We start from the raw sequence: 21,210 nt of genomic DNA, 5'->3' as shown, positions 1-21,210 counted from the left end.
GGGCGAGCGACTCCCCGCCAATCCAGATAATGCACACGCCCACCAGCAAAATAAGCAGTGAGGTTAGCTCCTTGGATCGGGGTATCTGCCCTTCTTCCCGTGCTTTTTCAAGTCGGTGGGGTGTGGGGGCTTCTGTTTTGTCGTCGTCGCTTTCTTCTGCCACGCATCAGACCCTGGATAGAGATATAGGCGTGAATGATGCCAGAACAGCCATGCAACAATGGGAAGAGTAAGCGGTAAAAAAGACGGGATTTATGGCTTTAACGCCAATTGCCGATGAATAACATGTAAGCCGGATGAGAAGTTTCCTTCCGCATCCGGCAAATACACATCAGAAACCGAGGCTATCCAGCAGGTCGTCGACCTGATCCTGGCTTGCCACTACGCCGGCTTTAGAAGTGTCAACCTGCGGACCGTTCAGCAAGCTTTCGTTCTCGCGTTTTGGACGAGCACCCTGCTCCGGAATGTTTTCCAGCAGCACCATCAGCAGTTGACGCTCAATCTCCTGGATAACATCCATCATGCGCTTGATAACCTGACCGGTGAGATCCTGGAAATCCTGCGCCATCATGATGTCCAGCAATTGGGCATTGGTAAAGCTGGTATGACCGGGGACATCACCAAGGAACTGGCGGGTATCAGTGACCAGTTCACGGGCATCGGACAGTTCAATCGGATTTTCGAACCATTCATCCCAGCGTTTGGTCAGGTCTTTTGCCCCTTTTTCCATGGCATCCTGATGCGGCTGTGAAGCTTCTACGCTGTTCAGCGCACGCTCTGCCGCCTGTGCAGTCATTTGTACAACGTAGTCCAGGCGATCGCGCGCGTCAGGAATGGCTTCCGCCGCTTCGGCAATGGCCTGATCCAGCCCCAGTTCACGCAGGCTGTCGCGCAGCATTCGGGTCAAACTACCGATGCGCGCAATGATGTCCCCTGCCGAGTGTTCGTCAACAGGTTTAATTTGTGGTTGCATCATCATCACATCCTCACATGCCCAGTTTCTCAAAGATCTTATTGAGTTTTTCTTCCAGCGTCGCCGCGGTGAACGGTTTTACAACATAACCACTGGCACCCGCTTGTGCTGCCGCAATAATGTTTTCTTTCTTCGCTTCTGCCGTCACCATCAGCACCGGCAGGGCAGACATACTGCCGTCAGCACGAATGGTTTTCAGCAGTTCAAGACCGTCCATGTTAGGCATGTTCCAGTCGGAAATCACAAATCCGAATCCCCCTGCCTGCAGTTTGTTCAACGCGTCTACGCCATCTTCAGCTTCTTCAACGTTGTTAAAACCCAGTTCTTTCAGCAGGTTACGCACAATGCGACGCATGGTGGAAAAGTCATCCACAACCAAAAACCTAAGCTCTTTATCCGCCATAAAAATAAACTCCTGATTCAAATACGTATTGCCTGTCCGGCACTGATTTTCGCCAGCATTTGCTGGCTTACCTGGCTAAGATCGACCACTTCGCTTACGCCACCCATATTGATGGCCTCGCGCGGCATGCCGAACACCACACAACTTGCTTCGTTTTGCGCAATGGTCCAGGCACCAGCCTGGTTCATCGCTAACATTCCGGCGGCCCCATCGTTGCCCATACCTGTCAGGATCACCCCGACGGCATTGCGCCCCGCATGTTTCGCCACCGAATGGAACAGCACATCCACTGAAGGCCGATGCCGGTTAACCGGCGGGCCATCATGAATTTTGATCTGGTAGTTCGCCCCGCTACGCGCCAGTTCCATATGCTTGTCGCCAGGCGCGATATACGCATGCCCAGGAAGCACACGTTCTCCGTCTTCAGCCTCTTTCACGGTTATCTGACACAGTTTGTTCAGACGTTCGGCGAACGAACGGGTAAATCCTGGCGGCATATGCTGGGTAATAAGAATACCGGGACTTGAAAGCGGCAATGGCTGGAGTACATGACGAATTGCCTCTGTTCCTCCGGTTGATGCGCCGATAACCAGCAGTTTTTCCGAACTGAGTAACGGTCCTGCTTTCAAGGTCGCTGGCGCTGCCGTGGGTTTGTGGGCGGCCAGTTTTGCGCGCGATGCAGTGCGGATTTTCTCCGCAATCATCTCGCTATACGCCAGCATTCCTTCGCGGATCCCCAACTGAGGTTTGGTGACAAAGTCAATTGCCCCCAACTCCAGGGCCCGCAGCGTGACCTCAGACCCTTTGCCAGTCAGTGAAGAGACCATCACCACGGGCATCGGACGCAGACGCATCAACTTTTCAAGAAAATCGAGGCCGTCCATGCGCGGCATTTCAACATCCAGCGTCAGAACGTCGGGATTAAATTTTTTGATGAGATCCCGCGCAACCAAAGGATCAGGCGCCGTCGCAACCATCTCCATATCGCTGTGGCTGTTAATAATCTCGGTCATGATTTGACGCATCAATGCAGAATCATCAACCGACAATACCCTGATTTTACTCATGCTTTATCCTTACCTAGCGCATACACCGTCTGCCCGCGCAGGCTAAACTCGCGCACGAGGTTGCTAAAGTTTTCTGAATGACCTGCAAACAGCAGTCCGTCAGGTTTAAGGAGTGGAACAAAACGGTGCAAAATGTCCTGCTGAGTCGTTTTGTCAAAATAGATCATGACGTTACGACAGAAAATGGCGTCGAACGGGCCTGGCACGTTGTATTTTTTGTCCAGTAAATTCACGCTGGAAAACTCAACATGGCTTGCCAGTTCCTGCCGTACGCGCACCAGCCCTTCATGAGGCCCGGTACCGCGCATGAAATAACGCTGCAACTGTTGTGGCGACAACGTCTTTAGCTCGTCAAGACGGTAAATACCGCTTCTTGCCTTTTCCAACACCTCAGTATCAATGTCGCTCGCAAAAACACGCCAGCGACCCGGCGCCATACCCAGGGTATCGGCCAGCGTAATCGCAATACTGTAAGGTTCTTCTCCGGTAGACGCTGCCGCGCTCCAGACGCGATATTCACCGCTGTGTCGACGGGCGTGGTCAGACAGCACAGGAAAGTGATGCCCTTCGCGAAAAAAAGCGGTCAGATTGGTGGTCAGGGAGTTAATAAAAGCCTGCCACTCAGCACTGTTCTGGTTGGCTTCCAGCATACTGAGATAGCGACCAAAATCATCCAGTCCCAGGGTACGCAACCGGCGAACCAGGCGGTTATAGACCATGTCCCGCTTGTGGTCGGCCAGCACGATCCCCGCGCGCTGGTAGATTAATTGACATATCCGACGAAAATGCGCGTCAGACAGCGCGAGGCGCTGTGTCATCTGTAACAATAATGACGTTTGCCCGGAGGGCAGAGATGATGTCATAGCGCCTTCTCAATCACATTCAGGATACAACGGGCACAACCTGCGGCTGCGCCAATTCTTGTTGTGTTACGGTTTGTTCTTCAATTTTAAAAAACGCGACACAGGCGGAAAGATTATCTGCCTGGGTAGCTAACTGCTCAGTGGCGGCTGCCGCTTCTTCCACCAGCCCGGCGTTCTGCTGTGTGACGGAATCCATCTGGCTGACGGCTTGCGCCACCTGCTCAATGCCTCTGCGTTGTTCATCGGAGGCCGAGGCAATCTCCCCCATGATGTCGTTAACCCGGGTAACCGAGCTAACAATCTCTGTCATCGTGCGCGCCGCCATATCCACCAGTTGCGATCCCTGGTGAACGCGGGTGACGGACTCTTCGATCAGTCCTTTAATTTCTTTCGCTGCCTGTGCGCTACGGCTTGCCAGATTACGGACCTCTCCGGCGACCACGGCGAAACCGCGCCCCTGCTCACCGGCACGGGCAGCTTCTACCGCAGCGTTTAACGCCAGGATGTTGGTCTGGAAGGCGATGCTGTCAATCACACTGGTGATGTCACCTATCTTCTGCGAGCTGGCAGAAATCTCATGCATAGTGCTGGCAACCTTAGCCGTCTGTTCCCCTCCTTTATGCGCCGTGTCGGCCGCACTTTTGGCAATGCCTGAGGCTTGTCGCGCGTTATCCGCATTTTGCCCCACGGTAGCGGTAAGCTGTTCCATACTGGCTGCCGTTTGCGCCAGCGATGCCGCCTGCTCTTCAGTTCGCGAGGACAGGTCGTTATTACCCATCGCGATTTCCGAGATCCCGGTATGCATTGCCGAGCTCCCCTGGCGTACCTCACTGACCGTCTCACGCAGTGCCTGTTGCATCGCTTTCAGGCTGGCAAAAATGGCTGAAATCTCATTACGCCCATAAACCGCTATCGGTCGCGCCAAATTACCCGCCGCAATACTGTCGAAATGGCTACCGATGATAGCCAGCGGCTGTACAATCATTTTGCGCGACCAGTACAGCGCTGCAGTCGTTAATAGCGCCGCCAGTACCAGCACGGTGGCGAAAATCCCCCCGGACATATGGTAACTACGCTGGCTGTGATCCTCTGCTTTTTGCAATACCTGGTTGATGTTGTTTTGCCACGCCGTAAAGTTTGCATCAAAGGCATCCTGTGAAGCCTGCACCGGGGCGGTCAAAAAATCTGACAGCTGATTATTTTCCAGCCAGGTTGCCTGGTGAACCAGATCGCTATGCCATTGACTGAAACTTTTCTCGGTTGCGCTTTGCAGCGCCTTCCCCTCTTCTGCCGTCTCTGTCGTCGCCATAAAGCGTTTAAATATCGATTCGGACTGGGCCAGGCTGTCCTGTGCAATCGTCATCAGCGCTTTGATATCCTCTGGCGGATAGCTCAGAGCCGTCAACGTGCCTGCTTTATTAAGCGCAGTACTGGCCTGTAATAACACAGCGCGGGTTTGCGCCAGCGCAGCGCGTTGCTGATTACTCTGTTCGACCTGGTTCAGGTTCTGAAAACCATCCCGAAATGCCCAGAAGGACAAGCCATTACTGCCAATCTGCAAAACACCGCAGAGGATTAAAATCAAAAACAGCGTGGTCGAAATTCGAATACGATTAAACATCAACGCTCCCATCAGGCGGCGCGGGCCGCGGTTTAGCTGTCAGTCAAAATGTTTCCCAATGCGTATCTTGTTCGGTGGCTAGCTGGCGCGGTTGTGACGCCGGAGTCGCTGTCGCAGGTAGTCGTGTATCTCGTGTCTTTGATGATGAAGGACGTGACGCGAGGCGGAATGTCGACACCGACTGGGTCAGGCGACTGGCCTGCTCCTCAAGTGCGGCAGCGGCAGCGGCCGACTCCTGCACCAGCGAGGCGTTCTGTTGCGTAACCCGGTCCATTTCAGACACGGCGAGCGCAACCTGATCTATCCCTCGACTTTGTTCATCGGATGCCGAGGCGATTTCCCCCATGATGTCAGTCACACGCGTGACCGCATTAACGATGTCATGCATGGTTTCCCCGGCGCTTTCTACCAATACAGAACCGGTATCAACCCGCGATACAGAATCCTCAATTAGCGCTTTAATCTCTTTTGCTGCCTGCGCACTGCGGCTCGCCAGGTTACGCACTTCACCGGCAACGACGGCAAAACCACGGCCTTGTTCACCGGCACGCGCAGCTTCTACCGCCGCATTCAGCGCAAGAATGTTTGTCTGGAATGCAATGCCATCAATAACGCTAATAATGTCGGCAATTTTCTTCGAACTATCGGCGATTTCGTGCATGGTATTCACCACGCTATCAACCACTTTGCCGCCATGTTGCGCGGTATCGGAGGCGCTTTTCGCCAGTTGCGAGGCCTGACGCGCATTGTCCGCATTTTGCTTCACGGTAGCCGTCAACTGTTCCATGCTGGCTGCGGTTTCTTCCAACGCGGAAGCCTGTTGTTCAGTACGGGATGAAAGATCGGTGTTACCGCTGGCAATTTCACTGGTACCGGAATAAATCGCATCCGAACCTTCGCGCACCAGGGTTACCGTTTCGGTTAGCGAACGCTGCATATGATCGACCGTGCTGGCCAGCTCGCCAATTTCATTACGACCGCTGACAGCCAGAGTTGCGGTTAAGTTACCGCTGGCAATTTCACGGATATGCGCAATGACGCGAGACAAAGGGTTTAGCAAGGCATGACGAATGCCATACCACACCACCACCAGAATCAGTACCAGAACTACAGCCAGAATGCCGAGTTGCCATTGGGCAAAATGGTAATCGCTTGCACTTTGATCAAAGGCCTGGCGGTAGAGTTTCTCGCTAACATCTGCATATTTACCTAACGCTGCGCCGAGGGCATTTTGCATGCCCTGAGTTGGCTGTGCGAAATAGGCATCCATGTTGCCGTTTTCAAGGAACTGGATGAGCTCCACCAGGGCCGCATGGTACTGCTGATATTTTTCATCGACGTTACCACTGGCATCCGTCATATCAGGCAACGGCGTGATTTTTTTGAAATTAGCGTAATGCGCTTCTGCTTGCGCCAATGACGCTTTCGCATTCTTCAGCAGATCGTTTTTCGCGCTGCTTTGCTGGTTGGACGCATCCATCATCATGCGCGCAGAGGAACGACTCAAATTGATGCGTGTTTGCAGCATCAGATCCCATGTTGAGGTGAGTTCGCTTTGCTGCTGTCGAAGATCGTTAGAAATAACAAAACTTTGCTGATTCTGCTGCAATGAAGAAAACAACAGACCACCGGAAACAAGCTGTAGCAGTGCGAAAACCCCCAGCACCATCATCAGCATTGTGACAACGCGGATACGGTTAAACATAAGGCACCTTCCTGAAAACGAGTTATCAACATTATCGGCATTCACTGAGATAACTTTACGTTTGCAAAAAGGAAATCCATCAGGAAAGCAAGGCCCGGTGGGTGGAGGGAAAGCCGGAGGCACAGAAACCACAACTCATTTACATAAAAACATCATAATTATCATGCAAATAACATTTTCAACTCGCCTGATTTTGCCGCTATTTGTATTCTCCGCTCCTTTTTCGTGTGACACCGATCACATAACCACTCGCCAAATACCACAACAAAATGGATAAAAAATTAAAAAAAGTTGTATCTGCTTACGCTTTAATCCAATTTATATGATGAATATTTCGTTACCACTTAATAAGTATAAAAAATGAGTAACAGAACAATAAATGTTAAATCCTTACTGAGGGCTTTTTAGTGGCAAATGCAAACAAACTCACGTTGTTTATTGTGATCTTCATGCTGGCGGGGATCCTGTCGGGTGCGGTGATCCACTCTTATGCCTCCCCCGGCGTCGTTACCGCCTGGGCCGATAATATTACGCTGCTCACCGACATCTTTTTGCGCCTGATTAAGATGGTAATTGCACCTTTAGTATTCAGTACCCTGACCGTGGGTATTATGCGCCTGGGCGAAACCTCAACCATCGGGCGCGTGGGCGGCAAAGCGATGATCTGGTTTATCAGCTCTTCTATTCTGTCTATTCTGGTCGGCCTGTTTGTGGTCTCCCTCGAACAACCCGGCAGCGGTCTGAACCTGGCGATCCCGCTGGAAGCCACTGATACCGGCCTGGCCGTTGGTGGTATGAGCCTGAAAGGTTTTCTGACGCATACCATTCCCACCAGCATCGCCGAAGCGATGGCGAATAATGAGATCCTGCAAATCGTCGTATTCTCGATGTTCTTCGGAATCGGTGGTGCTTCGCTCGGCGAAAAATTTAACGCACCGCTGGTTGCTGCGCTGGATGTGGTCTCCCACATTATGCTGAAGGTGACCGGCTACGTGATGTATGTTGCGCCGCTGGCTATTTTTGCCGCTATCTCTTCCGTTATCTCCACCCAGGGCCTGGGGATCCTGCTCAACTACGCATCGTTCATTGGTGGTTATTATGTGGCGATTTTACTGACCTGTCTGGTCCTGCTGGCCGTGGGTTATATGATGCTGAAAAAAGAGGTATTCCGCCTGGTCAGTATGCTCAAAGACCCGGTTCTGGTTGCCTTCACCACCAGCAGCTCCGAAGCCGCTTATCCGAAAACGCTGGAGCAATTAACCAAATTTGGTTGCTCGCCCAATATCGTGTCATTTGTACTGCCTATCGGTTATTCGTTTAACCTGGTGGGTTCCATGGTCTACTGCTCGTTCGCCTCCATGTTTATCGCACAGGCTTATAATATCCACCTTTCCTTCGCGGAAATTACCGTGCTGATGCTGACATTGATGCTGGCGTCAAAAGGGATAGCCGGTGTGCCGCGTTCAGCGCTGGTGGTGCTGGCGGCAACCATCCCAAGCTTTAATATTCCGGTTGCCGGAATTCTGCTACTGATGGGTATTGACCACTTCCTGGATATGGGACGTTCAGCAATCAACGTATTAGGTAACGGGATTGCAACGGCGATGCTGGCACAGGATGAAGGTTTACTGGAAGAAAGCGAGTCTTCAGAAAACATCACAGAAGAGATTAAGGCTTAACTTTTTTAAGACAAGAGCGAGCTAAGTAAACAAGAGCAGCAAATCAACAAAGATTACCCCAGCCACAGGCTGGGGTATTTCAACAACACCTGGATGATAATTTACATCAATTACCAGCTGTAACGTACGAGCAAACTACCGCTGAGATCGCCATAGTCATTACGTCCTTTTTGACCCGCCACTTGTCCAGTGATACTCCACTGGCTATTCAGATTCGCCTGGATACCCACTTTCATCTCGGCGCGATCTGCCGGAAGATCCTGCTTCACCTCAGCACCATCAAATGCTACGCCAACATCATCGCTGGTGTGTAACCAGTTTACCTCCGCAAACGGCTGGATAACCGACGTCGTATTCTTGTGCAGCTTGCCATCTACCCGCAGTCCGAGGCGCGTGGTCCAGCTGTCACCGTTTTGTCCGTCAATACGCGTTCCATTCTGCACAACCGCGTCCGCTTTATATTGTTGCCATGTCACCTGAGCCTGTGGCGTCAGGCTGACAGTATTCAGGTTTTCAAGTCCGATGTCGTACCGATAGCCCGTTTCCAAGGAGGCCGCGCTGGCCGCCGAATCATAATCTGTTGACCCGACATCGCCGTTATCGACGCTGTTATTGTAGAGGCCGTACTGGTACCAGCTATCCACATACAGCCCGCTGTGATTCTTCGCATCCGCAAACCAGGTGGCATAAGCGCCGAGATTATAACCGGCTACGTTACCACTGGCAGAGAACCGGCTCCCATCAGCACCACGGTTGCCTGTACTGTCCGTGTCGGCGTTAATGTAACTCACCATCAGTCCCGCCTTCAGGCTCTGCTCGCCATTATCCCAGCTAAGCACATCACCACCGATTTGCAGTTGCGAGTAAGTGTTGTCAATATCCACATGACCGTCTGCCGCTGTTGACGACGCATCACCTGCTTTAAAGCGCATCCACATACTGCCATCATCGGTACGTAATTGACTCCCTTCGCGGTCATAAAGGGTCTGCATTTGCAGATTACGCGCCATCCACTGGTTGCCCAGATAAGCGCCAATATCAGCCCGATATTGCGGATCTACCGGTTTACTATCACCACCATCGTCCGGGTATACCGGCGTAACATCACCGCCATCGTCCGGGTATACCGGCACATCGTCGCCATCATCCGGGTCTACCGGTGTAACATCGTCGCCATCATCCGGATCTACCGGCGGGACAGCCTGCGAACGCAAATACCAGTCACCGCCGTCTTCATACAATCGGTATTCATACAAACCTGTCTGCACCTGATTACCCTGAGTAAAAACGCCATCAGACTGACCGCCGACATCAATCACTTCAATACCTTTTGTTGTTAACGCCCCTTCCCCCCCGATGTTATTGACATAGAGCGTCGTGCTACCGGATGTATCACCAGTGATAATCACTTTATCCGTCGGTGAATTGTCATCCCCTAACTGCGTGTTCAGATAAAGATGACTGTTATCGCCATGATAATTCCCATTAATCGTCAGCGTTTTAAATTGTCCGTTCTGTGAAGGAGTATCAAATACAATATCTCCGGCATTATTTAATTGAGTTAAAGAAGAATCACCGGTAATTGTCCATTGCGTCTGTTCAGCCAGTGAGAGATTCAGCGAGGAGTCTACCGTCGGATCGGTGTTAACAAACGTCGCCCCCACCAACCGCGAACCAGACGCCATATCCAGTGAAATACTGCCTTCACCCGCGCTAATGATATCGCCCGTAATATCCATTACACCTGAACCGGTCACGGTCCCGCCGGGTAAGAGATTTCCCGCACTGTCGGTAACAACAGGAACAAGAATAGCGACACCATCCTGGGTTTTAATGGTAGTGTCACCGGTCAGCGATATTGCCCCGCCCTGCTGAACCACCGCGCCATAACCATTTGCCCCACTCGCTGTCACATCAATGGTCAGGTTTTCACCATTAATTATTCCCGGACGGTTTAAATTATTACTTCCTATCGCCCAAAGCCCGTAAGGGTTATTTTGCCCACTCATGAGAATATCGGTATTCGCGATATTAACCGTTGCGCCGTAGAACTGGGATGACACGCCATAACCATCGATCGCGTAAATAACATTTCGATTGTCGGCATCCCCTTTAAAATCAAGAGTACTCCCGGAGGTCGCAGCGATACCGCTGGTCGCAGAGCCCGACATGGCAGAACTTCTGCCGTCAACAACGCTGCCTGCGCCAATCATCACATCGCCCCCCTGCGCAATGATGCCCACAGACTGAGCGGTATTGACGGTAAGCGCGTCCGCGTGGAATTCGCCCCCCGTCACCCAGAGGGTCGTCGCCCCTCCGGCTGCGCTTATGATGCTGTTTTGGCCTAAATCCATAAAACCTGTGCTCATTGATATTGCACTTACCTGCGTCCCAGTCACATCAATCGTCAGATTATCAGCAATAAATTCAGAACCTTTTGCCGCGGGGTTTATCGTTACTCCAGCCCCATCATAGAACCCGGTGATTGAGATGGTCGATCCGCTGCCCAAATCAATGCGTGATCCGGCCCCATTAATAGCGATGCCACGCGTGGTACACCCCCCTGTACGGCAATCCAGAGTCGTACTGATATTAATATCCATATTATTGGCGATTAACGTAGCATCGGGCCCCATAACGTAGATGCCTTCAGCAAGATCGGAGGCACCATTGATGGTTACTCTGCTGTTATCTCCCAAATCAACATGATTATTTTTACCCAGCTTTAAACCTGTCACAGAACCATAATCTGTTGCCAGTCCTGTTGCAGTGACAGTGAGTTGATCGGCATCTAATACGCCATCAGTACCTATCTCAATACCGGTTGCAATATTATTGCCCTCTACAACCACCTGGCTATTTTTACCTAAATCAATTTTAGCATTACCCGTACTTTGAATCCCCCACGCAGTGTTATCTATACTTGTAGCATGGATAAAACCATTATCCATGGTGAAAGTACCACTACCGCCTAATAAATAGACACCGCGGGCATCACCTATCCCACCAATACTATAATCAGTTTCAGTTATGGCTGTAATAGAACTTCCACTACCAAGATCGACGTTACTGTCTTTGCCTATATTTTTAAATCCATAAACATTATTTTTACCCGAAACATCAATATTAATACCGGATGCTGTTACTTCTGTACCCGGGTTATTACCTGAAATCAAAATTCCGGTGGTATTTTTACTTGAATTTTGTGTGCCATCCGTATCGACGACATGGATTTCGGTATTCGTGCCTAAATCATTTTTGGTGCCATTATCCAGTGAAACCCCGGTAGACAAAGTTTCACCCGATACGTTGATAGTTGCTTTTCCTTTAATCTGTAAGCCATCACCGCCGGTAGTGATGCTCTCAACACCCGTGGTATTTGTTTGTCCACTCGCCGTAACGACTTCATTATCATTCAAAATAATTGATGCACCGTTTTGTGGGCCTAACCCGGTAGCATTGACAGCAGCACTGCATATTAATGTTGCCAGACCTGTTACCCTGATGCTATTACGCATTCCATTATTACCGCGGGAAAACTCACCAGCGACCACAAACATATTACGCGCCGTACTCCAGACTATATTATATATAGCATTCACATTTAGTTCCCTCTACGCCAATAGAAAAAATCAGGAGGCACAACTTCATTACATATTCATTAGCAATATAAATTATTCCAAAATATAAATTATTTATATATTGCACTTGTAGATTGTATTATATGTACCCACAAACGACAGATACTATAAAGATTCGCCAGTTTTAATTAAAGAAAAAAATAAAAATAAACCAAGTGAATAAGATAAATATAAACATTCAAAATCAAAATAAAACAACCATTATTACCTGGCTTCCCTACACATAAAATTAAAAGCAAAACGCCCTCCATATTGTGGAGGGCGTTTAATAACTGCCAGCTAAATATTACAAAGAATGATAATATTGACTACTTTTATGCCATATGCGAAGCCGCGATATCCAATAGCGCCATCTCTTCGCTGTTCAGCAATTTCTCAATGTTAACCAGAATCAGCATCCGGTCTCCCAACGCGCCCAGTCCCGTCAGATATTCCGTTGACAGCGTAACCGCGAATTCCGGTGCCGGTCGGATTTGATCGATCGTCAGCGACAGCACATCGGATACGCCATCCACGACAATCCCAACCACCCGTTGTCCCAGATTCAGCACAATCACCACGGTGTTCTCGTTGTAATCCACATCGCTCTGGCTGAATTTCACACGCAGATCAACAATCGGCACAATCACGCCGCGCAGGTTAGTCACACCTTTAATAAAGGCTGGCGTATTGGCAATACGCGTAACCTGATCGTAGCCGCGGATTTCCTGCACTTTCAGGATATCGATACCGTACTCTTCATCCCCCAGCGTAAACACGAGGAATTCCTGACCTGACGGTTCGCCGGCCAGTTTAGTTACATTACTCATACCGGTCATATTCTTCCCTTTCTTACTCAATCAGGCGGCTGTGATTGCCACACGTTGTTCGCGGTTTAACCCCTGCAATGCAGAGACATCGACAATCAGCGCGACGCTACCGTCGCCGAGGATCGTTGCTGCGGAAATGCCTGGCACTTTGCGGTAGTTGCTCTCCAGGTTTTTTACCACCACCTGGTGTTGACCAATTAGCTGATCGACCAGCAACGCGTAGCGACGCCCTGCACTTTGTAAAATCACTACAATACCCTGAGTTGCTTCGGTTTTTGCACCTTCAACTTCAAAGACTTTCCACAACTCAACCAGCGGTAAATACTCACCACGCACTTCCAGAACGCGCTCTCCGCCGGCCAGCGGATGGAGATCTTCTTCACGGGGTTGCAGAGATTCCATCACCGCATTCAGCGGCAGGATAAACACTTCATCGGCTACACGAACGGACATGCCATCAAGGATAGCGAGCGTCAGCGGCAGTAAGATACGGATGGTTGTGCCCTGACCCTGTTTTGACTGGATCTCAACATGACCGCCCATCTCCTGGATATTTCGCTTCACCACATCCATACCGACACCGCGCCCGGAAACATCCGTCACCTGCTCGGCGGTCGAGAATCCCGGGGCGAAGATCAGCATGCCGACTTCGTCATCGCTCATATTTTCGTGGATCGGCATCCCCTGGGAAATAGCCTTCGCCAGGATACGTTCGCGGTTCAGACCCGCGCCATCATCAGTCACTTCGATACAAATATTCCCGCCCTGGTGTTCGGCAGAAAGTGTCAGATTACCAATCGGGCTTTTCCCGGATTCGATGCGTTTTTCCGGCAATTCAATACCGTGATCGAGGCTGTTACGTACCAGGTGCGTTAATGGATCAATGATGCGTTCAATCAGGCTCTTATCGAGTTCGGTTGAGCTCCCCACCTGCGTCAGTTCGACCTGTTTACCCAGCTTACCGGCCAGATCGCGCACCAGACGTGGGAAACGGCTGAACACATACTCCATTGGCATCATACGAATCGACATCACCGACTCTTGTAAGTCGCGGGCGTTACGTTGTAACTGACCCATGCTGGTGATGAGATCACCATGATTGACGGGATCCAGTTCATTAGAGCGCTGAGCCAGCATTGACTGTGTGATGACCAGTTCACCCACCAGGTTAATCAGTTGATCGACCTTCTCAACCGCCACGCGGATGCTGGTCGACTCGCTGGCGCGGGCTGGTTTCTCACGCTCTGCCCGTCCATGCGGCGCTTCGTTGGCGGTCGCTTTGACCACCGGCGCAGGCGCAGCAACCGGTAGCGGCTGTGGTTCGACGACATCCGCGACAGCTGGCGTTTCTGCAACAGTCGGCGCGACAGTGATAGTTTCGAACTCAATCTGATCCGCTTCAATGACGAAGCAGAGCACAGCAATAATGTCATCTTCAGCGAGGCTACCGTCGATCGTTGCCGACAGCGTATCGGCACCTTTGACCACATCGCTTAAGGTCGCCAGATTCCCCAGTTCCTCTTCCAGTAAATCGACTTCACTGGCTTTCAGGCGCGAGAGAATGATCCGCTTTTTGATCTCTTCAGTGACAGGGGCGGCTTGTGCAACCACCTCGTCTGGTATCGCCGTGCTATCAACAACGCTCAGTTTGGCGCTATTGACCACCGCGGGCGCGGTTTCACCTTTTGCTTCGAGCGCTAACTGTCGTAACGCATTACAAATGTACTCAAAGCTGGCGGCATCTGGCTCCTCTGAGTTTTTATAGGCGTCGAGCTGTTCCTGCATAATATCTTTCGTTTCCAAAAACAGGTTGATAATGTCGGCATTGAGCTGCATCTCGCCACGCCGCGCTTCATCCAGCAGGTTTTCCATCAGATGGGTCGTTTCCTGCAAAATGGTAAAGCCGAAAGTGCCCGCCCCGCCTTTAATCGAGTGCGCTGCACGAAAAATGGCATTCAGCTGTTCGGAGTCCGGGGCTTCAGGCACCAAATCCAGCAGGTGTTGCTCCATGTCAGCCAACAGTTCGTCAGCTTCATCAAAAAATGTCTGATAAAAATCGCTAATATCCATGCTCACGCTATCACCTCGGATTGGCTGGTGGCGATGTGGGAACGCTTGCCGGCGGCATCGCCACTGGCTGTTGTAAGACACTTACCGGCTCATTCTGGCTTTCAGCGTTTTCATGCAAAATGGCCTCTTCGGCCTGCTTATTCAGAACCAGCAGGCTTATACGGCGGTTGATGGCGTCCTCAGGACCGCGATCGCTCAGACGCATCGTGGCGGCCATACCTACCACCCGTAATACTTTTCCATCATCCAGTCCGCCGCTGACCAACTCGCGACGCGATGCATTGGCGCGATCGGCAGACAGTTCCCAGTTGCTATATCCCTTCTCACCGTTGGCATAGGGATAATCATCCGTATGACCAGAAAGACTGATACGGTTTGGGATCCCATTCAGCACCGGCGCAATCGCCCGCAAAATATCACGCATGTAAGGTTCAACCTCTGCGCTTCCGGTTTTAAACATCGGGCGGTTCTGACTGTCGATAATCTGTATCCGCAGCCCTTCCTGGACCAAATCAATTTTCAGATGTGGGCGTAGTGCACGCAGCTTAGGATCGGATTCAATCAGTTGATCAAGATCGCCACGTAGCTTGCTCAAGCGACTTTGCTCCATGCGCTTTCTCAGATCATCAATGTTGGGCTGCTTATTCACTTCCCCCTGCTGCTGGGTGTAATCATCACCCCCACCAGGAATTGGACTTTGGCTATTCGAGATCCGATTTCCGCCCGTCACCGCAGTGGCCAGCGGAGTACGGAAATATTCGGCAATTTGAATCAGTTCTTTAGGGCTGGAGATGGAAATAAGCCACATCACCAGAAAGAAGGCCATCATCGCGGTCATAAAATCGGCGTAGGCAATTTTCCACGAACCATGCGCCCCACCACCGTGATTTTTATGTTTGCGTCGCTTTACGACGATAATGGGATGGGCCTGATTTTTCATGCGTCCTCGGTCGTCTGTTGCGCTGCTGGATTCCTCACCGCACGAACATGCTCTTCCAGTTCGATGAACGAAGGACGTTCGCTGGAATAGAGCGTCTTACGACCAAACTCGACCGCAATCGGTGGCGCGTAGCCATTCAGATTGGAGAGCAGAGTTATCTTCACACACTGCATCATCTTGGTGGTTTCAGCACTCTTCTGTCGCAGGACGCTGGCGAGTGGGGAAATAAATCCATAGGCCAGTAAAATCCCGAGGAATGTCCCTACCATCGCATGCGCAATCAATGAACCCAGTTCAGCCGCCGGACGGTCAGCAGAAGCCAGAGCGTGAACAACCCCCATAACGGCTGCCACGATCCCGAACGCCGGTAATGAGTCACCGACCATCGCCAGGCTATTGGCCGGGACTTCAGCTTCACTTTCGTGAGTCTCAATTTCTTCGTCCATCAACGCTTCAATTTCAAACGTGTTCATGTTGCCGCTGATAATCAGACGCAGATAATCAACAATAAAATCAAGCATCACCGCATCCGCAAGAATGCGTGGATAGCTGGCGAAGATTTCACTCTCTTTGGGGTTTTCGATATCGCGCTCAAGCGAAAACATGCCCTGCTGACGTGACTTGGCCATCAGGCGATACAGCAGCGCCAGCAGATCCATATACATCGCTTTGGTGTATTTTGAACGACGGAAAAGCATCGGGATCGCTTTCATCGTCCCCTTGATGGCTTTTCCGTTGTTGCCAACGATGAATGCCCCGATACCTGCGCCACCGATGATCACCAGCTCAGCCGGTTGATAGAGTGCCCCAAGGTGTCCGCCGGTCATCATGTAACCGCCGAAAACTGTACCAATAACAACCAGGTAACCTAATAAGATAAGCACGACATCATCCTTTCGCAATTGACTATGACAGGATGCGCAGTCGGGCAGTTAACTCATGGTCAGGACAAAAAAAAGCAGCGGTAATCGCTTACCGCTGCTGGAGTGTTTATCCACACCGTTTCAGTTAAACAGCCTGTTCGATCTGTTCATCCAGCAGTTGTGGAATAATATCGGCAGCATTCTGGGAAAGTTTACGTCTTTTTACGGCTCGCGATGGCGGCTGACATAAACTGCAGGCAAAGCTACCTGCGGGTTGGTGCGCGTGGGTAATAAAATTTCCGCCGCAGCAGTTACAGGCGGACAATTCAAGCAAACCACTGTCAACAAAACGGACAAGGGTCCACGCACGAGTAAGCGCCAACAATGGCCCTTCTTCTGGTTGCGGGCACTGTTCAAGATATAACCGATACGCTTTAATCACGGCATCCACGCCGCTGCACAAACCGGTTTTAAGCAGAAACTGCCATGCATTACAAAACATCGATGCATGAATATTTTGTTCCCACGTCATAAACCAGTCGGTGGAAAACGGAAGCATCCCTTTTGGCGGAGGACTACCGCGTAATTCTTTGTACAGCTTGATGAGTCGGCCACGGCTTAATTGCGTTTCGCTTTCCAGCATTTGCAAACGGGCGCCCAATGTGATTAATTCCATCGCTAACTGGATATCACGCGCTTCCTGAACAATGCTTTTTTCGCTCATCATCAAGCCCTTTTCTTACGCGCTGCGTCATCGATGTCGTTAAGCAGGCGTGTTGAAAGCATAATACCGGTATGAATTTGCTGAAGATCGTCAACACGGGAATCTTGCGTCAAACGCGTTACAGTCTGATGATCGTCGAAACGGAAATGGCATACCAGTTGATTGGTTTCAGCCAATTTGACCATTTGAGGAAGTGTTAATGTTGCCAATGTATCTGCCATCTCCTCGCTGATACCCAAGCGGAACATTGCAGACGCTTTGTCCTGAACGATCAAACGCTGTGCTAGCAATAAATACGACAAATTGATGTCATAAATGTGTTTCAGCAACTCGGATGTATGCATTATTTGCATCCATAATAACCAACATTATTTTCATGCGGCAGAACCGCACCCCGTGATGTCGCCGGGAAGGCCCGGTAAAAAAAAAGCAAAAGGTCAAATACATAGCAACGTGATGGCGCTTACGCGTTGTCTAAACATTCCTTTCGTAGAATGCCGCGTCCCTTACAAGCTCACATCATTTCTTACAAATGTCTAAGATTTTTCCTAATTCGACGCAACTCTACCCGCCACCCGTTACACATACAACGTAGCCATGCTGCGAATTTAAAGAATATGTGACGCAGATCACATAATCAAGCTAAACACTTAACATAAATCCATCAGCACAGCTTTTATTTTGGCTATTTTTTAAACCACCATTATCTTTTTCGATTCCAGCCATACGAATAATCTTGCAATAAAAGCGAATAGTATTCTGTTTACGAACGTTAATATCACGCGCAGAAATAGCGAGCTGGATCACAGATTTAATATGAAATGACATTTCAGTTAAACTCTTTATAAACAAAGACTTAAATATTAAGACTGATTAATTAATACCGGGCTGTGATAACCGTTTAAATGTTAATTGATGTATACTTTTTATTAACAAATTGTTTTTATTAGAGATGAGTTTAACTTAAATCATCAGAACAGATTTGCAGCTTATATGAAGTGATTATTCTATTTATAAGAATAATTAATGAATAATCATGATGACATTCACACAATTACCGTACGAAACGTAGCAGTATGGCGTTATACGATCAAAACTGAAAAGTTCTCTCATAATTCATGAACAAAAGGAGCGAGTTATGAGCTATGCGCACATTCTTGTCGCTGTTGCCGCCACCCCCGAAAGTCACCAACTGTTAGCAAAGGCTGTTTCAATCGCTCGCCCTGTCAACGCCCGCATTAGTCTGATAACCCTGGTTTCAGATCCCGAACTGTATAACCAGTTTGCTGCTCCAATGCTGGAAGATCTGCGGGAAGTCATGCAAGAAGAGACCCATAATTTTATCGATCAGTTAAGCAAAGAGGCGCAGTACCCCATTGAGCACACGTTTATTACCTATGGGACATTGAACGAACACATTCTGGATGTATGCCGCAAACACGCGGTTGATCTGGTGATTTATGGCAACCATAACCACAGTTTCTTTTCGCGAGCCTCCTGCTCAGCGAAAAGCGTGGTCAGCGCAAGCCAGGTTGATGTGTTGCTGGTACCGCTTGCCGGCGATTAATCACGCCTGTTTGCTGCAGGCTGTCTGCGGGTCAGGCGACAGGTTTTCTATATGACGCGATGCGACGTTCTTCAGATCGCAAATAAATCGCGCCTGCCAGTTGTTGATATCATTTTTAACGATGGTCTGCAGCATTGCCGCATGACGGGAAATGCGCTCGGCAAGCGACATCGTCAGAGCCTGGTTTAATGCGCCTGCAACATCATCCCGATCATAAGGGTTTACAATGAGTGCAGAAGTCAACTCATTCGCAGCCCCGGCAAACTGCGAGAGCACCAGGACGCCGGGGTTGGCAGGGTCCTGTGCGGCGACATACTCCTTTGCCACCAGATTCATGCCATCGCGTAGTGGTGTCACCAGTCCAACATCTGAGTAACGGAAGACCTTCATCAGTAATTTACGGTCAAAATACTGATTCAGGTAGTACAGCGGCGTCCAGCCCAGTTGCCCGTATTTACCATTGATCCGCCCGGCCTCGGTCTCTAACTGGTGACGAATATCCTGATAAGCCTGTACCTCCTCACGCGAGGTCGGTGCTATCTGCGTATAACGAATCTTACCGTGATGCTGGGGAAACTGTTCCAACAGCGCCTCGTAGGCCTGAAAGCGCTCCGGCAGGCCTTTGGAGTAATCCAGCCGCTCAACAGAGAAGATATTTTTCACATTTTTAAGTTCTGCTTTTAACTGCGCCAGTTTCGGCGGTAGCGATCCTGATGCTTGCCGTGCAATCTCCTCAGGTGCAATACCAATAGGATAAACTTCCGTGCGGAACGCTTTCCCCCAGGCCAGATGCTGTTTCTCGCGGAGCGTAGTTACCTGAGTTTGCGCCGTCAGACAGTCAAGAAAGGCCTGGCGATCGTTGTCGGTTTGAAAGCCCAATAAATCAAAGTCGCACAGTTGCTCAAGCAACGCCTGATGTGGCGGCAACGCATTGAAAATTTCGGGTGTCGGAAAAGGAATATGCAGAAAAAAACCGATGCGATTATTCACACCACGTTTGCGTAGCTCGCAGGCAAAGGGTAACAAGTGATAATCGTGGACCCAGATGATATCGTCATCGCTAAGCAGTGGCAGCAGCTTATCAACCAGTAAGGCATTAACCCGCTGGTAGCCTTCCCAGGCACTACGCTGAAACTGTACCAGGTCCAGTCGATAATGGAACGCGGGCCATAACACGGCATTCGAAAACTGGCAGTAATACTCCTCGTAATCCTGTTCACTCAGATTAAACGATGCCCAGGTGATGTTGCCACGGGTAACCTTTTTTAACGGTTGTTCCTCATTGCCTGTATCACCGCTCCAGCCGAACCACAGGCCGCCAGCCGCCTTCAGTGCGCCCAGCACACCTACAGCAAGACCGCCAGCACTGCCTTTGTCATCCGGGGAGGCGATGCGGTTAGATACTACGACTAAACGACTCATAGCCACCTCTCCTGTCATTCGTTGCTTCTTGTTCCTGCTGCGGACAGTTGATTTGTTCCAGCCAATGCCAGACGTTCCTGACAGCAGCCAGACGCCATGTCGCCTGAGTCTCCCCGCTACCCACTTTTACCGAGATACCGCCGGCGCGATTGACCACGACAAAACCTGTTTCATCGGTCAGATCATCACCAACAAAAACAGGGGTCCGTCCGACAAACGGCGCTTCCTGCATAAATGCCGCAATTGCATCTCCTTTATTGGTGTCCTGTGATTTGATTTCCACAACACACTTCCCGGGCTGCAATGCCAATTGCGGCCAGATATGGGTAATACGTTCCGCCAACGCCAGCAGCGCGGCCTCATGCTCAGGCGCCTGCCGGTAATGCAGAGCGAAAGCCATGCCTTTAGTTTCAAGCGTTGTCCCCGGTAACGTCGCCAGCGCCGCATGCAATAACGCCCCCGCTTCGCGCTCGACCACCGCAGGCAGATGCACAATATGGGTTTGACCATTGATGTCACGGCGTTCTGCCCCATGCACCCCGGCGAGCGGGAAACGATAAGGGGTGGTGAGTGCGTCAAGCTCTGCCATTGAGCGCCCTGAAATCAATGCCAGAGCACCCGCATTTTGCGTGGCCAGGCGATGTAATAACTGCAGAATTGCCTGTGGAACAACAACCTGGTCAGGATGCGGTTTGATTTCAGCCAGTGTTCCATCGAGATCGAAAAAATAAGCACAGTTTGTGGGATGCTCAGGGGGTAAGGTTAGCGATGCTGTCACCCGATTCTCCTCCTCGTCATGGTCTGTACGCCGCGCGGATCGCGCCGTATATAGGATGTATGACGGGTATAAGTATAGACAGTGT

Annotated in this window: 19 protein-coding genes; 2 read left to right on the top strand and 17 right to left on the bottom strand. The window is 50.4% G+C overall.

The window, feature by feature from the left end:
* The 7 genes from FDX03_RS23270 to tar form a co-directional block, all read right to left on the bottom strand.
* On the bottom strand, positions 1-163 hold a 163-nt coding region (locus tag FDX03_RS23270; protein WP_249357055.1), incomplete at its 3' end, for an EscU/YscU/HrcU family type III secretion system export apparatus switch protein.
* 168 nt (positions 164-331) lie between these two features.
* Complete coding sequence (gene cheZ / locus FDX03_RS10740; RefSeq protein ID WP_040232409.1) at positions 332-976, bottom strand: protein phosphatase CheZ; 645 nt, start codon at positions 974-976, stop codon at positions 332-334.
* A gap of 10 nt (positions 977-986) precedes the next feature.
* The gene (gene cheY / locus FDX03_RS10735; protein WP_005127682.1) at positions 987-1,376 is read right to left on the bottom strand and encodes a chemotaxis response regulator CheY; all 390 of its coding nucleotides are present in this window, start codon (positions 1,374-1,376) and stop codon (positions 987-989) included.
* 17 nt (positions 1,377-1,393) lie between these two features.
* Positions 1,394-2,443 carry a chemotaxis response regulator protein-glutamate methylesterase gene (locus FDX03_RS10730; protein ID WP_005127683.1) on the bottom strand — a complete coding sequence of 350 codons (1,050 nt, stop codon included), beginning with the start codon at positions 2,441-2,443 and terminating at the stop codon, positions 1,394-1,396.
* The gene (cheR, locus tag FDX03_RS10725; protein WP_048211354.1) at positions 2,440-3,306 is read right to left on the bottom strand and encodes a protein-glutamate O-methyltransferase CheR; all 867 of its coding nucleotides are present in this window, start codon (positions 3,304-3,306) and stop codon (positions 2,440-2,442) included. Before cheR ends, FDX03_RS10730 begins: the two co-directional genes overlap by 4 nt.
* Positions 3,307-3,325: 19 nt before the next feature.
* Positions 3,326-4,927, bottom strand: coding sequence for a methyl-accepting chemotaxis protein IV (gene tap, locus FDX03_RS10720; protein ID WP_137345909.1), 1,602 nt, complete (start codon positions 4,925-4,927; stop codon positions 3,326-3,328).
* A gap of 43 nt (positions 4,928-4,970) precedes the next feature.
* On the bottom strand, positions 4,971-6,632 hold the full coding sequence (gene tar / locus FDX03_RS10715) for a methyl-accepting chemotaxis protein II (RefSeq protein ID WP_061068087.1): 1,662 nt from the start codon (positions 6,630-6,632) through the stop codon (positions 4,971-4,973).
* Positions 6,633-7,039: 407 nt separating this feature from the next.
* On the opposite strand from tar, the gene FDX03_RS10710 reads away from it, so the two are divergent.
* Positions 7,040-8,311 (top strand): dicarboxylate/amino acid:cation symporter, encoded by a 1,272-nt coding sequence (locus FDX03_RS10710; protein ID WP_048211351.1) that lies wholly within the window; start codon positions 7,040-7,042, stop codon positions 8,309-8,311.
* 110 nt (positions 8,312-8,421) lie between these two features.
* Here the strand turns inward: FDX03_RS10710 and FDX03_RS10705 are convergent, their stop codons facing one another.
* The 8 genes from FDX03_RS10705 to FDX03_RS10670 all read right to left on the bottom strand — a co-directional run bounded on the left by FDX03_RS10705 (position 8,422) and on the right by FDX03_RS10670 (position 18,186).
* Positions 8,422-11,913 (bottom strand): autotransporter outer membrane beta-barrel domain-containing protein, encoded by a 3,492-nt coding sequence (locus FDX03_RS10705; protein ID WP_137345908.1) that lies wholly within the window; start codon positions 11,911-11,913, stop codon positions 8,422-8,424.
* A 353-nt stretch (positions 11,914-12,266) separates the two neighbouring features.
* Positions 12,267-12,770: a chemotaxis protein CheW gene (gene cheW / locus FDX03_RS10700; protein ID WP_137345907.1), complete on the bottom strand. Its 504-nt coding sequence runs from the start codon at positions 12,768-12,770 to the stop codon at positions 12,267-12,269.
* Between the two features lie 21 nt (positions 12,771-12,791).
* On the bottom strand, positions 12,792-14,837 hold the full coding sequence (cheA, locus tag FDX03_RS10695; RefSeq protein WP_101742211.1) for a chemotaxis protein CheA: 2,046 nt from the start codon (positions 14,835-14,837) through the stop codon (positions 12,792-12,794).
* A 4-nt stretch (positions 14,838-14,841) separates the two neighbouring features.
* Positions 14,842-15,771 (bottom strand): flagellar motor protein MotB, encoded by a 930-nt coding sequence (gene motB / locus FDX03_RS10690; RefSeq protein WP_061068090.1) that lies wholly within the window; start codon positions 15,769-15,771, stop codon positions 14,842-14,844.
* Positions 15,768-16,655, bottom strand: a complete 888-nt coding sequence (gene motA / locus FDX03_RS10685) for a flagellar motor stator protein MotA (protein ID WP_032939611.1) — start codon at positions 16,653-16,655, stop codon at positions 15,768-15,770. Before motA ends, motB begins: the two co-directional genes overlap by 4 nt.
* Positions 16,656-16,779: 124 nt before the next feature.
* On the bottom strand, positions 16,780-17,358 hold the full coding sequence (flhC, locus tag FDX03_RS10680; protein WP_005127694.1) for a flagellar transcriptional regulator FlhC: 579 nt from the start codon (positions 17,356-17,358) through the stop codon (positions 16,780-16,782).
* A gap of 2 nt (positions 17,359-17,360) precedes the next feature.
* Positions 17,361-17,702: a flagellar transcriptional regulator FlhD gene (gene flhD, locus FDX03_RS10675; protein ID WP_040232414.1), complete on the bottom strand. Its 342-nt coding sequence runs from the start codon at positions 17,700-17,702 to the stop codon at positions 17,361-17,363.
* 298 nt (positions 17,703-18,000) lie between these two features.
* Positions 18,001-18,186: a hypothetical protein gene (locus FDX03_RS10670; protein ID WP_075551369.1), complete on the bottom strand. Its 186-nt coding sequence runs from the start codon at positions 18,184-18,186 to the stop codon at positions 18,001-18,003.
* 310 nt (positions 18,187-18,496) lie between these two features.
* Here FDX03_RS10670 and uspC point away from each other — a divergent pair, with 310 nt between their 5' ends.
* Positions 18,497-18,925 (top strand): universal stress protein UspC, encoded by a 429-nt coding sequence (uspC, locus tag FDX03_RS10665; RefSeq protein ID WP_048211346.1) that lies wholly within the window; start codon positions 18,497-18,499, stop codon positions 18,923-18,925.
* Here uspC and otsA read toward each other — a convergent pair whose 3' ends face one another.
* A complete protein-coding gene (gene otsA, locus FDX03_RS10660) occupies positions 18,926-20,347 on the bottom strand; it encodes an alpha,alpha-trehalose-phosphate synthase (RefSeq protein WP_048211345.1) in 1,422 nt (473 codons plus the stop codon).
* On the bottom strand, positions 20,322-21,125 hold the full coding sequence (otsB, locus tag FDX03_RS10655; protein WP_061068092.1) for a trehalose-phosphatase: 804 nt from the start codon (positions 21,123-21,125) through the stop codon (positions 20,322-20,324). Before otsB ends, otsA begins: the two co-directional genes overlap by 26 nt.
* Positions 21,126-21,210 lie beyond the last annotated feature (85 nt).

This window comes from Citrobacter sp. wls827 (assembly GCF_005280875.1).
In the GTDB taxonomy this organism is placed as follows: domain Bacteria; phylum Pseudomonadota; class Gammaproteobacteria; order Enterobacterales; family Enterobacteriaceae; genus Citrobacter; species Citrobacter youngae.
This window is presented reverse-complemented; position numbering and strand designations above follow the sequence as displayed.